Annotated in this window: 13 protein-coding genes; 7 read left to right on the forward strand and 6 right to left on the reverse strand. The window is 66.8% G+C overall.

Features of this window, described 5'->3' with window-relative positions; all coding sequences use genetic code 11:
- Position 1: 1 nt before the first annotated feature.
- From ACO6D6_RS00220 to ACO6D6_RS00230, 3 genes are read right to left on the reverse strand one after another with little or no spacing between them, the layout of a single operon-like run.
- Positions 2–610 carry a Maf family protein gene (locus tag ACO6D6_RS00220; protein ID WP_484782318.1) on the reverse strand — a complete coding sequence of 203 codons (609 nt, stop codon included), beginning with the start codon at positions 608–610 and terminating at the stop codon, positions 2–4.
- A gap of 2 nt (positions 611–612) precedes the next feature.
- Positions 613–825: an acyl-CoA carboxylase subunit epsilon gene (locus tag ACO6D6_RS00225; protein ID WP_484774645.1), complete on the reverse strand. Its 213-nt coding sequence runs from the start codon at positions 823–825 to the stop codon at positions 613–615.
- Positions 822–2,396: an acyl-CoA carboxylase subunit beta gene (locus tag ACO6D6_RS00230; RefSeq protein WP_484782320.1), complete on the reverse strand. Its 1,575-nt coding sequence runs from the start codon at positions 2,394–2,396 to the stop codon at positions 822–824. The genes ACO6D6_RS00225 and ACO6D6_RS00230 overlap by 4 nt, the downstream gene beginning before the upstream one ends.
- 158 nt (positions 2,397–2,554) lie before the next feature.
- Here ACO6D6_RS00230 and ACO6D6_RS00235 point away from each other — a divergent pair, with 158 nt between their 5' ends.
- From ACO6D6_RS00235 to purE, 4 genes are read left to right on the forward strand one after another with little or no spacing between them, the layout of a single operon-like run.
- Entirely contained in the window at positions 2,555–3,301 is a 747-nt protein-coding gene (locus tag ACO6D6_RS00235) for a biotin--[acetyl-CoA-carboxylase] ligase (protein WP_484782321.1), read from the forward strand.
- Positions 3,302–3,319: 18 nt separating this feature from the next.
- On the forward strand, positions 3,320–3,814 hold the full coding sequence (locus ACO6D6_RS00240; protein WP_484782323.1) for a PH domain-containing protein: 495 nt from the start codon (positions 3,320–3,322) through the stop codon (positions 3,812–3,814).
- 14 nt (positions 3,815–3,828) lie between these two features.
- Positions 3,829–4,986 (forward strand): 5-(carboxyamino)imidazole ribonucleotide synthase, encoded by a 1,158-nt coding sequence (locus ACO6D6_RS00245; protein WP_484782325.1) that lies wholly within the window; start codon positions 3,829–3,831, stop codon positions 4,984–4,986.
- On the forward strand, positions 4,979–5,476 hold the full coding sequence (gene purE, locus ACO6D6_RS00250; RefSeq protein WP_484782327.1) for a 5-(carboxyamino)imidazole ribonucleotide mutase: 498 nt from the start codon (positions 4,979–4,981) through the stop codon (positions 5,474–5,476). The genes ACO6D6_RS00245 and purE overlap by 8 nt, the downstream gene beginning before the upstream one ends.
- Before the next feature lie 62 nt (positions 5,477–5,538).
- On the opposite strand, the gene ACO6D6_RS00255 is transcribed toward purE, so the two are convergent.
- Both ACO6D6_RS00255 and ACO6D6_RS00260 read right to left on the reverse strand, forming a co-directional pair.
- A complete protein-coding gene (locus tag ACO6D6_RS00255) occupies positions 5,539–7,155 on the reverse strand; it encodes a DUF3352 domain-containing protein (RefSeq protein WP_484782328.1) in 1,617 nt (538 codons plus the stop codon).
- 111 nt (positions 7,156–7,266) lie between these two features.
- A complete protein-coding gene (locus ACO6D6_RS00260) occupies positions 7,267–8,577 on the reverse strand; it encodes an LCP family glycopolymer transferase (RefSeq protein ID WP_484782330.1) in 1,311 nt (436 codons plus the stop codon).
- 281 nt (positions 8,578–8,858) lie between these two features.
- On the opposite strand from ACO6D6_RS00260, the gene ACO6D6_RS00265 reads away from it, so the two are divergent.
- Both ACO6D6_RS00265 and ACO6D6_RS00270 read left to right on the forward strand, forming a co-directional pair.
- Positions 8,859–10,334 (forward strand): LCP family protein, encoded by a 1,476-nt coding sequence (locus ACO6D6_RS00265; protein WP_484782332.1) that lies wholly within the window; start codon positions 8,859–8,861, stop codon positions 10,332–10,334.
- The gene (locus ACO6D6_RS00270; RefSeq protein ID WP_484782334.1) at positions 10,331–11,326 is read left to right on the forward strand and encodes a glycosyltransferase family 2 protein; all 996 of its coding nucleotides are present in this window, start codon (positions 10,331–10,333) and stop codon (positions 11,324–11,326) included. Before ACO6D6_RS00265 ends, ACO6D6_RS00270 begins: the two co-directional genes overlap by 4 nt.
- On the opposite strand, the gene ACO6D6_RS00275 is transcribed toward ACO6D6_RS00270, so the two are convergent.
- Positions 11,301–11,981, reverse strand: a complete 681-nt coding sequence (locus ACO6D6_RS00275; RefSeq protein WP_484782336.1) for a TIGR03089 family protein — start codon at positions 11,979–11,981, stop codon at positions 11,301–11,303. The two genes, ACO6D6_RS00270 and ACO6D6_RS00275, sit on opposite strands and share 26 nt — an antisense overlap.
- 115 nt (positions 11,982–12,096) lie before the next feature.
- Between ACO6D6_RS00275 and ACO6D6_RS00280 the strand changes: the two genes are divergently transcribed.
- Positions 12,097–13,176, forward strand: coding sequence for a mannose-1-phosphate guanylyltransferase (locus ACO6D6_RS00280; protein ID WP_484782337.1), 1,080 nt, complete (start codon positions 12,097–12,099; stop codon positions 13,174–13,176).
- Positions 13,177–13,573: the final 397 nt, after the last annotated feature.

The following is a 13,573-nucleotide window of genomic DNA, read 5'->3' on the forward strand; positions in this document are numbered from 1 at the left end:
CTCAGGTCCTGGTGCCGTCTCGCCACAGACTCGGCCAGGTGACGCCCAGGTCGAGCAGGATCTGCCGCAGCAGGGGGAGGGAGATCCCGACCACGTTGTGTGGATCGCCTTCGACCCCCGTGATGAAGGCGCCACCCAGCCCGTCGATGGTGAAGGCGCCAGCCACCCAGCGGGGCTCGCCCCGCGCGACATAGGCGGCGATCTCCTCATCGGTGATGTCGGCGAATTTCACCACCGTGCTCGCGGTGCGCAGTGCCTGCCGGGCCTCGTCGCCGCTGCGGACCAGCACGAAATGGCCCGTGTGCAGCACGCCCTGGCGGCCTCGCATCCGCTGCCAGTGAGCGGTCGTGGCCTCCACGGTGCGGGGTTTGCCATGGGCGCGGCCCTCGAACTCCAGCACTGAATCACAGGCCACGAAGATCGCATCACCCGCGACCCGCTCCGCCACGAACTCTCCCTTCGCGGCCGCCCGCCTCAGCGCGAGCCGGACCGGCTGGGGGTCGGTGATCAGGGATTCGTCCACGTCACTGGCGTGGACCTCGGGATCCAGGCCGGCCCGGCGCAGCAGCTCCAGGCGGGAGGGGGATTTGGACGCGAGTATGAAACGCATCGTCAGAACCTGATGTAGGTGCGCCAGGCGTCGCGTCCATAGACGAGTTGCTGGCGCACGGTCCGGTAATAGGATTTCCAGCCGCCCGCGAGCGGGCGGTCATCGGCCGCCTTGAGCTTGTCATCGGCCATGTCGCGGGCCCTGAGCACCACCACCAGCGCGGCGATCTCCTCCTCCGTCGCCCCGCTCGCCCGGATGTCGTAGCGCCCGGTCACAGCGGAATGTTCCCGTGTTTCTTGGGCGGCAACTGCTCGCGTTTCGTGCGCAGCAGCCGCAGCACCCGGATGATCTGGGCCCGGGTCTCGTGCGGGTAGATCACCTGGTCGATATAGCCCCGCTCCGCCGCGACGTACGGGTTCGCGAACTCCTGGTCGTACTCGGCGATCAACTCCTGGCGTCGCAGGTCGGGATCCTCGGCCTCCGCCAGGGTCTTGCGGTGGAGGATGTTCACCGCGCCCTGGGCGCCCATCACCGCGATCTGAGCCGTCGGCCATGCGAAGTTCACATCCGCCCCGAGATGCTTCGAACCCATCACGATGTAGGCCCCGCCGTAGGCCTTGCGGGTGATGACCGTGATGGTGGGCACGGTCGCCTCGGCATAGGCGAAGATCAGCTTCGCCCCGCGCCGGATGATGCCCTGGTGTTCCTGGTCCACGCCGGGAAGGAAACCGGGGACGTCGACGAAGGTCAGAACCGGGATGTTGAAGGCGTCGCAGGTGCGGACGAAACGCGCGGCCTTCTCGGAGGCGTCGATGTCCAGGCAACCGGCGAACACGGTCGGTTGGTTGGCGATGATGCCGATGGGGCGGCCCTCGATCCGTCCGAAACCCGTTATGACATTGCCGGCGAACAGCTCCATGACCTCGAGGAATTCCTCGTCGTCCAGCACGTTGTGGATGATCTCGCGCATGTCGTAGGGCTGGTTCGCGGAATCCGGTATGAGCTGGTCGAGTTGCCGGTCGTGATCGGTGATGGTCAGATCCACCTCGGCGTCGTCGTAGACGGGAGGATCCTCCAGGTTGTTCTGTGGCAGGTAGCTGATCAGGTCCCGCACGTACTCCAGGGCGTCGTTCTCGTCCGCCGCCAGGTAGTGCGAGTTCCCCGACCTGCTGGAATGGGTGCGGCCACCACCCAGTTCCTCCATGGAAACGTCCTCGCCCGTGACGGTCTTGATCACTTCGGGGCCGGTGATGAACATCTGCGAGGTCTTGTCCACCATCACCACGAAATCCGTCAGGGCGGGGGAGTAGACGTGGCCGCCCGCAGCCGCCCCCATGATCAGCGAGATCTGCGGAATCACCCCGGAGGCGCGGGTGTTGCGGCGGAAGATCTCCCCGTACAGGGCCAGGGAGACCACGCCCTCCTGGATGCGCGCACCGCCGCCCTCATTTATCCCGATCAGGGGGCATCCGGTTTTCAGGGCGAAGTCGATGATCTTGACGATCTTCTCGCCGTAGACCTCGCCCAACGCCCCGCCGAAGATCGTCACGTCCTGGCTGAAGACGCAGACGGGGCGGCCGTGAATGGCTCCGGTGCCGGTGATCACGCCATCCCCGTAGGGGCGGCGGGCATCCATCCCGAAGTTCTTGGAACGGTGCCGGGCGAACTCGTCCAACTCCGCGAAACTGCCCTCGTCCAGGAGAGCCAGCACCCTTTCCCGGGCGGTCATCTTGCCCTTGGCGTGCTGCTTCTCAACGGCGGTGGCGGAACCGGCATGGACGGCTTCGTCGATGCGACGTCCCAGATCCGCCAGCTTACCGGCAGTGGTGTGGAGGTCGATGTCCATGTATGGAACCTTAGCGTCCGGACGAAACGGGCGCGGCCGGACCGGCCGTGGATACCTGCCGCGAGTTCGCGTGGGGTGCCGGAAGGCATCGTCCCTCAGGTGCGCACCCGGGGCGGTCCCGTCGCACCCCCGGCCGCGGAGCCTCTAAGGTGACGGTCATGTCCGTGAGCATGTGGCGTGAGGTGCGTTGGCTGGATCACACCGGATCCACCAATTCCGATGTGGCCGAGGAGGCCAGGCGGGGTGGGGCGGAGGGGCTCGCCGTGGCGACCCTGGAACAGCGGGCCGGTCGTGGGCGCATGGACCGCACCTGGGTGGCCCCCCCGGGCACTTCGCTCGCTTTCTCCATGCTGCTGGAACCGAGGCCGGCGCTGCCTCAGTGGGGGTGGCTGTCGCTGCTGGCGGGCATGGCCGTGCACGCGGCCATCGACGACCTGGCCCCCGAACCGGGACGGGTTCAGCTCAAATGGCCCAACGACGTGCTCATCGACGGACGCAAGGTGTGCGGGATCCTGAGCGAACGCGTCGAACATCCGGACGGGGCCCGCGCCGTGATCGGGATTGGCATAAACGTTTCGATCAGGGAGGATCAGCTTCCGGTCCCGACCGCAACCTCCCTCGGGATCGCGGGACTTCGCGAGGACCCCAGAGAACTCCTGGAATCGGTCCTGGAGCACTTCCAGCCGCTCTACGATCACTGGCAGGGCGCCGGAGAGGTCCGTGACGAGTACCAGCGGCGCTGCGCCTCCATCGGGACCCCGCTGCGGGTCGTCGTTGACGCGCAACGAGTCGTCGAGGGAATCGGGCACGGGGTCGACGAGCACGGGCGGCTCCGGGTGGCGACCGCATCCGGGATCGAGACCTTCGCGGTCGGTGACGTCATCCACGCCCGGCTTGCCCGGTGAACGTGAAAGACTTGTGTCATGGCGCTCAAGAAGGACATGTTGGCCCCCGACGAGCAGGTGGTTCTGCACCTGCGCACCCATCTCAAGTCGCTCACAGGGGCGATCCTGACCCTGCTCCTGGCCAGCGCGTTGCTGACCATCTTCCTGGTGTGGCTCCCCGAACAGGTCAAACCGTGGGGCATCTGGGTTCTGGTCATCATCTTCGCGGCCGTGATCGTGTGGCTGGTCATCAGGCCCTGGCTGCTGTGGCTGACCTCCACCTACACCATCACGAACCGCCGGATAATCACCCGCAAGGGAATCCTCAACAAGACGGGCCACGATTTCCCGCTGCGCAGCATCAACAACGTCAACACTGAGAGCTCCCTGATGGACCGGATGTTCGGTTGCGGCACCCTGACGCTGTTGACGGCAGCAGAAGATCCGTTGACCTTGCGTGACGTTCCGAGCGTGGAGAAGGTGCACACCGTGATCGCCGACCTGATCTTCGACGGAGAAGCGGAAATCGAATAGTAGGCTGCTGCCCCGTGGATCGTCGTTATCGGGTCGGAATCATAGGGGGCGGGCAGCTGGCCCGGATGATGCAGCAGGCATCCATCGGGCTGGGCATCGAAACCCGTCTGTTGGCCGAGAGTTCCGACTCCTCCGCGGCGCAGGTGATCCCGCTGACCACGGTCGGCGACTACACGGACCTGGATACGCTCACCGCGTTCGCGCAGGAGTGCGACGTCATCACCTTCGATCACGAACACGTCCCCACCGGGCACCTGCGCCTTCTTGAGGACCGGATCGCCGTGAAGCCCGGTCCGGAGGCCCTCGAATACGCCCAGGACAAGGCCCGGATGCGGGAACGGCTGTCGGGTCTGGGGGTGCCGTGCCCGCGTTTCGCGATCTGCCGGACGCCCCGGGAACTCGTCGACTTCGGGCGGGAGCAGGGTTGGCCGATCATCGCCAAGACCTCCCGTGGAGGCTACGACGGGAAGGGTGTGTGGAAACTCCACGGGCCATCGGAGGCCACGGCCCCCTTCGAGGCCAAACCCGACGTCTCGGCAGGCGAGGAAGTGGTGATCGTGGCCGAGGAGTTCATCGATTTCGAACGCGAGCTGTCCGTCATCGCGGTTCGTTCGGGCTGCCAGGCGGTGGTCTATCCCGTCTCCGAGACCATCCAGCGCGACGGGGTGTGCGTGGAGACGATCACCCCGGCACCGGGGCTTCCCGGACCCGAGGCGACGGCGTTGCAGGAACTGGCGCTGCGCATCGCAGGTGAGCTGGGGGTCATCGGTGTGCTCGCCGTTGAACTCATGCAGGCCCGTGACGGCCGTATCGTCGTCAACGAACTGGCCATGCGCCCCCACAACACCGGCCACTGGAGCATCGACGGCGCCCGGACCAGCCAGTTCGCCAACCACATCCGTGCGGTCCTGGACCTTCCGCTCGGCAGCCCGGAGATGACCAGCCCGGTGGTCGTGATGACCAACGTGCTGGGGGGAACGGAGAAGGACCTCACCGAAGCCCTCAGACACGTGTTCGCGAGGGACCGGGAACTGGCCGTTCACCTGTACGGAAAGCAGGTGCGTCCCGGCCGCAAGGTGGGGCACGTCACCGCCTGCGACACCGATCCCGGAGCGGCACTGCGACGTGCCCGGCATGCTGCCCACTACCTGATGGGAGAAACCGATGAGTGATGTCGCGATCCTGATGGGTTCCGATTCGGACTGGCCGACGATGCAGGCCGCCGCTGAGGCCCTTGAGGAATTTGGAGTCAACTACCGGGCCGACGTGGTGAGCGCCCACCGGATGCCCGAGGAGATGATCGCCTTCGGGCGCTCCGCTCACGAACAGGGCTTCAAGGTGATCATCGCCGGGGCCGGGGGTGCTGCGCATCTGCCCGGGATGCTGGCCGCCCTGACACCGCTGCCGGTGATCGGGGTGCCCGTGGCGCTCCGACACCTCGACGGCATGGATTCGCTCCTGTCGATCGTTCAGATGCCCGCCGGGGTGCCCGTCGCCACGGTCGCCGTCGGCAACGCCCGCAACGCGGGCCTGTTGGCCGTCCGCATCCTCGCCGCCGGTGACGAGAAACTGCGGGCGCAGATGGTGCAGTTCCAGGCGAACCTGCGTGACACCGCACGCGCCAAGGGCGAGGTGGTGCGCAGGGCCAGTTCGGGGAACTAGGTCCTTGGGATACGAGGACGCCCCCGGAAGTTCACCAGGGGCGTCCATGTATCAGTGAGGGGTCACTTGGTGCCGACCCGGACCCAGGAGTCGAAGTAGTGGTCATCGATCTGGCCCGTGACCATTCCGATGCCGCTGATCGGTTCGAGGTTCTCCTTGAGCTTCGCCGGGAGGCCATTGCTGCCGCCCTTGTCCACGGTCTTGAGGACCTGTGGGACGTTGACCCACGCGGAGGCCTGCGGGTTGTCGATTCCCTTGGTCAGCTTCTCGTGGTCGCTGTTCGCGCTGAGCTTCTCGCCGGGATTCGAGAACGCGCCGATGTCGGTGCCGAAAGTGGTGATGACGGTGTCGCCTTCAACGGTGGTCTTGGCATCCTTGAGGCTACCGGTCTTGGCGATCTTCTCCATGATGCTCTTGTGCTTCTCCGGGTCCTTGGTGCGCACCTTGAAACCGGCCTGGAGTTTGTTCGAATCGCCCGTGAGCGCGACGGAGAACTGGGTGCCGACGAGCGCGTTCAGATCATCGGCCGAGGAGAGCCCGAGGTTCTTCAGCTGGCGTTGGCTCGAGTCCGGCAGGGAGTTGAGGTTCTCCCACATCCTGTTCACAAGGGTGGGTGACAGGGAGAAGGCGAAGGAACCGAGCCAGTCGGCGGGCATGCTGCCGGCCAGATCCTTGACGTTCTCGCCACGGTCCTTGGTCTCGTCCTTCTGCCAGGTGATGGACCGCAGGGCGAGGGCCCCGTCCTGCACCTTGAGGCCCATCGCGAGACGGGACTCGGGGAGAGCGGCGGCGCCTGTCTTCTCAAGGTCGCCGACCTGCTTGAAGAATTCCGAGGAAACCCAGGCGGTGGCGAGGAAACCGTCTCCCAGCTTGCCCATGTCCGCCTTGTAGGACTCCACGGAGGTGATGTTGTCGTTCTTCAAGGAGGATTCGCTGATGTCGCTGTTGTCGTCCTTGGTGAGCACCATCAGATCGTCGACGAAGATGACCTTCTGGCTCTTGAAGTGCTTGTCGGCGAAGGTCTTGGCGGAGTCCTTGTTGGTGACCTGGATGGAGAAGACGTATGAGTTGAGCCCGGACCTGCTGGAGTCCTTCTCGGGCAGGGCCGCGATGGCGAGCGAGTCGCCGAGCCACGGCTTCACCTCGGACTCGTAGTCCGGGACGCTCTTGTCGGCCTTGGCCAACACGGACCAGAGAGCCTTCTTGTAGTCGTCCCCGGCATCGTTGGCCTGGTCCTTCAGGAAGGGGAACTTGGCCGCGAGGTCCTTGACCGCCAGCTTGTCGCCCGCGGACGGGTTCAGGTTCATCTCAAACACGGCCAAGGCGTTGGAGGGGATGCCCTTGGCCGCGGCGGGCGCGGCCCCCCGCAGCAGCGACCACGCCAGGATGCCGCCCCCGACCACCAGGGCGAGGGCAAGGACGCCGGCGATGATCGCTGTCTTCTTGGACTTGCGCTTGACGGGAACGGCAGGACCACCCTGGGGGAAGGGAACTCCCTGCGGCTGGGGACCCTGCGGGTAACTTCCCTGTGGTTGGGGACCCTGCGGGTAGTTTCCCTGTGGTTGGGGACCCTGCGGGTAGTTTCCTTGCGGTTGGGGACCCTGCGGGTAGTTTCCTTGCGGTTGGGGACCCTGCGGGTGATTTCCTTGCTGGGGAGGTCCTTGATAGTTCTGACTCATTGTTTTGTCTCTCCGACTCGGGAAACTGACACTCCCGTCCAGAGTAGCCAAATCTTCGAGACGGGGGCCACCGGCCCGCCACGAGCCGCGGCCGGGCCCCGGCCGCCGGGATCAGTGGGAGTACTTGGCTAGAGGCTCGGTGTTGCCCTCGAGCACGGCGTTGAAGACCTCCTGGCTGGCGTTCTTGTCCCAGAGCATCACGCTCTGACCGTTGCGGCTGGCGTTCGCGTCGGAGACGGGCACGCTGAGGGAATAGCCGGATCCCGTGGCGGAACTGAGGAACACCCCAACCCCTCCCAGCACCTCACCGAAGCCGGTCTCGGAGCCCCGCCCCAAGGTGTGGGCAGCCGCCATGTTCAGATTCCAGTAGGAGACGGGATTGAGCAGGGTCAACGGATTCAAGGCCTTCTTGGCAACCTTCCCGATCACCTCGCGCTGGCGCATCATGCGTCCGATGTCGCCGGTCTGGTCGGACTTGCGCATCCGGACGTAACCGAGGGCCGTCTTCCCGTTGATGTTCTGGCAGCCCGCAGGCAGTTCCAGGTGGGCGTCCCTGTCGCTGATGGCCTTCTCCGGGCAGACCTCAATGCCACCGACCGCGTCCACGGCCTCGACCACGCCCAGGAAACCAACCTCGAGATAGCCGTCGATCCGGATCCCGGTGTTGGTTTCTATGGTCTGGATCAGCAGTGGAGCCCCGCCCCAGGCGTAGGCGGCGTTCAGCTTGGCCTTGCCGTGCCCTGGAACATCGACCCAGGAGTCGCGGGGCAGCGAGATCATGGCGGACTTCCCGGAGGGGGGTTTGTACAGCAACATCATGCTGTCCGTGCGCTGCCCCTCGGTGTCCCCGGTGCCGAGTTCACCGCGCTGCTGTTCCGTGAGTTTTTCGCGCCCATCCGAGCCCACCAGCAACACGGCGGTGCCGGGTTGCTCGGCGGGCCGGTCGCCCCCGGGGTTGGTGTCCACCTTGGTGCCGATGGTCCAGGCGTAGATGGGGGTCCCGACCATGAACGCCACCCACGCGAGAACCAGGACGAGAACCAGGCGCCTGATCGGATGCCGGCGTTTCGGCCCACGCGTCCTCGGCGGCCGGGAGGGCGGCGGGGTCTGGGAGACCCCCCGGGAGGGCTGCTGCGGCATCGCCGGTTCGGGATGTATCGGCTGCCCGGCGTCCTGAGCCGCCGCGGAACCAGGGTGGGGGGACGATTCCTGCCAGGGGGACGGCTGCTGGGTTGGGTAGGGCGACGGCTCCGACCGGTAGGGCGGGTAGGGGGCGGGTTCCTGCCGGGGAGACGACGGGTAGGGCGGGTAGGGGGAGGGGTCCTGCTGGGGCGACGACGGGTACCCGCCGCGAGTCCGGTCCGGCTCCTGGTTGCGGCGGTACAACCAGTCGAGATCGGAATCGTGTCTGTGGTCGCTCATGGTTTGAAAGGTTACCCTTCGGCTGGATTGACCGGTTCGGCGGCGTGCCTGCCCGCCAGGCGGTCGCCAGCGGTTCACCCTTGTAAAAGGTCCCACGGACGGGGGGCGCACCCGTGGTGCGGATGTCCGGGGCGCACCGGCCGCGTCGTTTTCGGCGTACGCGCGATCCGGCGCGGTCCTCGTCGTCCACTCCACCGGTTCGTGGCCGTGATGGTTACCGCAACGGTCCCGTCCGCCCGTGGCACCCTCGGAAGTCCCTGTCGCCTGCCCATGGAGCCGCCATGACCGCCCCCGATGCCGCAGTACGGAACAGACGTGCCATCGGGCTCATCCTTTTGACGGTCCTCCTTCCCGGAGCCGCCCAGTACGTGGCGGGAAACCGCAGGGTGGGTCGGACGGCGCTGCGGATCTGGGGGGTGATCGTGGCCTGCGCCCTGCTCACCGGGTTGGGGTTGTTGTTCTGGCGGGGACCGACCGTCGGTTTCCTGCTCAACGGCGCGGTCTCCGGGGTCATGAAGATCCTGGTGTGGCTGGTGTTCCTGGGCTGGCTGGTCCTGCTGTTCGACGCCTGGCGTCTGTCGAGACCCCCGGAGCTGAAACGCCGCGGCCGCCTGATCCTGACCGGGACCTGCCTCGCCCTGGCCGTGGCAGCCGGCCTGGGCACCAGCCTTCTCGCCAGCGCCTTCACCGCCGCCGGATACGTCTCCGATGTCTTCACCGGTGGTGGTGACAGCCAGGCCAAACGGGGTCGCTACAACATCCTGCTGCTCGGTGTGGACGCGGCCGCGGACAGGGAGGGGATCCGACCCGACTCGATCAACGTCGCCTCCATCGACGCCGAGACCGGACGCACGGTCGTGTTCGGGCTGCCCCGGAACCTCGTCGGCGCCCCCTTCCCGTCGTCGTCACCGCTGGCGAAGCTCTACCCCGACGGCTTCCGGTGCGGGGAGGAGTGCATGTTGAACGGCGTCTACACCTTGGGGCAGGAACACGCCGACCTCTACCCGGGCAGGGACGCGGGTCTGACCGCCATGAAGGAGGCGGTCTCGGAGACCCTGGGGCTGGAACTCAACTACTACGCCATGGTGGACCTCGCGGGGTTCCAGAAACTCGTCGACGCCATGGGTGGAATCAACCTCGACATCGGGAAACGGGTGCCCATCGGAGGGGTCGGGTCGGAGATCTACGACTGGATCGAGCCGGGGACGAATGTTCACCTCGACGGCTACCACGCGCTGTGGTTCGCCCGTTCCCGGGCCGACTCCGACGACTACGAGCGCATGACGCGGCAGAAGTGCGTGATGGCGGCCATGGCCAAACAGCTCGATCCCGGTACCGTCGCGACCAGGTTCGTCGACCTCGCCGAAGCGGGCAGCGACATAGCGCGCACCGACGTCGGAACGGATCGGCTGCCGGAGCTGGTGGAGCTCGCGATCAGGGGCAAGGCCCTGCCGATCGAGTCCGTCAACTTCGCCCCGCCGCTGATCCGCACGTCCTCCCCGGACTTCACCCTGATCCGCAGGACCGTGACCGAGACCATTGAGGCCTCGGAAGCCAACGACGCATCCGCCGCCCCCGCGAGCAGCGGCGCCCCCACCCCCACCAGCGCATCCACGGACCCCAGCAGCGCATCCCCGGCCCCCACCGGGAGGGCATCCTCCCCGGGTACCGGAACCAGCAGCGGGGCAACCGGCAGGACCAACCCGTCCCCGAGCCCGGCGCCAAGTTCCGAGACACCCGTCTGCCGGGTAAGTTGATCCGGGTGATTCCCGAACCCGTCAGTGTCGTCATGCCCGTCCGCAACGAGGAACCGCACCTGGAGGCCGCTGTTGGGCGTGTCCTGGCCCAGGGATACGCGGGCCAACTGGAGGTGGTGATCGCGGTGGGGCCGAGCAGCGACCGCACCCGGGAGATCGCCGATTCCCTGGCGGCAACCGATGACCGGGTCGTCGTGGTGGACAATCCCACGGGTTTCACCCCTGCCGGTCTCAACCTGGCCATCGAGGCGGCCAGCCACGAGATCATCGTCCGCGTCGACGGTCACGCCGAGCTGTGCCCGGGATACATCGCCACCGCGGTGGAAACCCTCCGGGCGACGGGGGCGGCGAACGTCGGGGGTCTGATGGATGCCCAGGGTCGCACACCCTTCGAACAGGCCGTTGCGGCGGCCTACAACTCACACCTGGGTCTCGGCGGTGGGGGTTTCCACCTGGCCGCCACGCCGGCGGGACCGGCGGACACCGTCTTTTTGGGGGTTTTCCGCCGCGACGTCCTGAAGGAGGTCGGCGGTTTCGACGAATCCCTGCACCGCGCCCAGGACTGGGAACTCAACTACCGGCTCCGCCGCGCCGGACACCTGGTGTGGTTCACCCCGGAACTGAGGGTCGTCTACCGTCCCCGCTCCAGCCTGCGGGCCCTGGCGCGGCAGTTCCACCTGACGGGACGGTGGCGGCGGGAGGTCATCAGGCGCCATCCCGAAACCGCCAGCCGCCGCTACCTCGCCCCGCCAGCCGCCGTCCTGGGCACGGGCGCGGGCCTGGGGGTCGGAATGACCGGGGTGTGGCTGCGACGCCCCTGGCTGGCGGCCATGCTCGTCTTCCCGGTGCTGTACCTGGGTTTCCTCGTCTTCGCGACCCTGACCATGCGCAATGTGCCGGCGGAGGCTCGGATTCGGCTGCCCATGGTGCTGGCAACCATGCATCTGGCCTGGGGAACCGGGTTCCTCAGAGGGCTTCCCCGACGCGGGTGAGGACGGCCTTCTCCTCGGCGGCGATCCGGGAGACGCGCTCGGGCGGGGCACCTGTCACCACGACCGTCGAGCCACCCCCCAGCACCGGGGAGACCAGCAACATCTGCACGCTCTCCCAGCCCGGAGGCGGATCCGCGAACAGGAGCCGTCGATCCGATCCCGGGAAACGCCCCAGCCCCGCCCGGGTGATCTCCGGCAGCCACGCCGGGGCCTCCGGGGCAACGGTTTCCTCCCAGTGAACGTCCGGTTCCGCCAGCACGTCCGCGTAGTCCGTGCAGTCCGCGGGAAGATCCGGGAGCCCCAGCCCGAGGGGATGCAGCGAGCACATCACTGTGACGGGGCCCCTGACTCCGCGGCCCGGGCCGACCACCGCGAGCGCCGCCCCGCCGTCGTCCCGCTCCGCCACGGGGCAACCGCGTTGCCAGATCGCAGCCACCCACACCGCAGTCACCCAGTGCCCCGGGTCGGTGTTGACCAGGTCCAGATGAACAGGCTCCCCGGCCTCCACACCGAGACCGTCCAACATGTTCACGGTCTTGTCCACCCAGTTCGAGAAGGTCGTCCCGGACAATTCCACCCGGGAACCGGCAGCCTCGTCGTAGTGGGTGAACAGCGGTGCGGCCCCGAACCGCCTGCGAAGTTTCTCGATGAACATGGCCCGATGCTAGAGGCTCCGTGCGCGGGTGCAGATCATGCCGTCACACATCCGCGGAACCATCCGGTTTTTCCCAAGGCCGGTGGACGACATCGCCTCCAAGTAGAGTCCTTGCATGCGCTACGTGGTGATAATGGCGGGCGGCTCCGGTACGAGGCTGTGGCCCCTTTCGAGACAGGGAACGCCCAAGCAGCTTCTGGAGCTCTTCGACGGGAGGAGCCTGCTTCGGCTCGCCTACGAACGGGTTGCGGGCATGATCCCGGACGCCCGGATCCTCGTGTGCACCTCTCGCGCCTACGTGGATGTCGTAGCCCGGCAACTTCCCGAACTACCGAGGGAGAACCTGCTCGGGGAACCCGTGGGCCGTGATTCGCTGAGCGCCGTGGCCTGGTCAGCCGCGGTCCTCGAACGACGCGACCCGGAGGCCGTCGTCGCCATGCTCAGCGCCGATCACATCATCACCCCCGTCGAGGGATTCCGCACCACCTTGGAACGCGCCTTCGGGGTGGCGGAGACCAGGCCCCGGGCCCTCGTGACGATGGGGGTTGTCCCGACCGAGGCCCACACGGGATTCGGATACCTGCACCGGGACGGGTGCGTCGATGAGGAATTGGGCGCCTGGCGGGTTTCGGAATTCAAGGAAAAACCGGAACTCCGGGTCGCCGAACAGTACCTGGCATCGGGGGAGTACTGGTGGAACGCGGGGATGTTCGTGTGGCGCGTGGAGACGCTGCTGGACCAGCTGGAGCTGCTGGTGCCGGACACGGCCAAGAAAGTGCGCATAATCGCTGCTCACAATGAGCTGCTGGATGAACTTTTCCCCACCCTCCTGAAGACCTCCGTCGACTACGCGATCATGCAGCCGGTTTCCCTCGGCAAGGGCAGCGCGGAAGTGCTCGCGGTCGGGTTGGATGTCTCCTGGGTTGATGTCGGCAGCTACCAGAACCTCGCCGAGCAGTTCCTGCTGGACGAGCACGGAAACCGGGTCGACGGACGCAGCATGAGCCTGGACTCCTCGGGGTGCGTGATCATCAACACCGCTGGTGAGAGGCATGTTGTGGCAACCATGGGGCTGCGGGACGCGCTCGTCGTCCACACCCCGGTGGCGACCCTCGTGGCCCCTCTGACGCAGGCCGGGCGGATACGTGAACTGGTGGAGCTGGTGCGCGACCGGCTGGGTGCCGAGTACGCCTGACGAACGGCGGCGGTGCCTCCGGGGCCCGGTCAAGAATCGGGCATGACCGGGCCCGCGGAACGTAGGACGCGAGGACTTGGCCAAACGGAGGACAGGGGGGAGCCCGGATCCGGATTATCAGCCCTTCTGGCGCGGGTAGGATGAAGGTCATACCTTCAACCTTCAACTTAATCAGCCGTCGGGGGTCTCGAATCCTTGGCGGCAGTGCTCATCGAAGCGGGGGACGGTTCGGCGAAACGGTCGGTGGTGGTCCTGACGGTGAGAACGGGTGGGGGATTCTCCTTGGGGATCCTGCCATCCCGGGGGGCGAACGGTTGGGAAAACGAACTGGGTTTGTCCGCCCGGTCCCGGTGCAAGCCGAATCGCCGGACGGGCTTGACGCGAAGGAACCGCACGT

The sequence above is a fragment of the Arachnia sp. genome, from assembly GCF_057238465.1.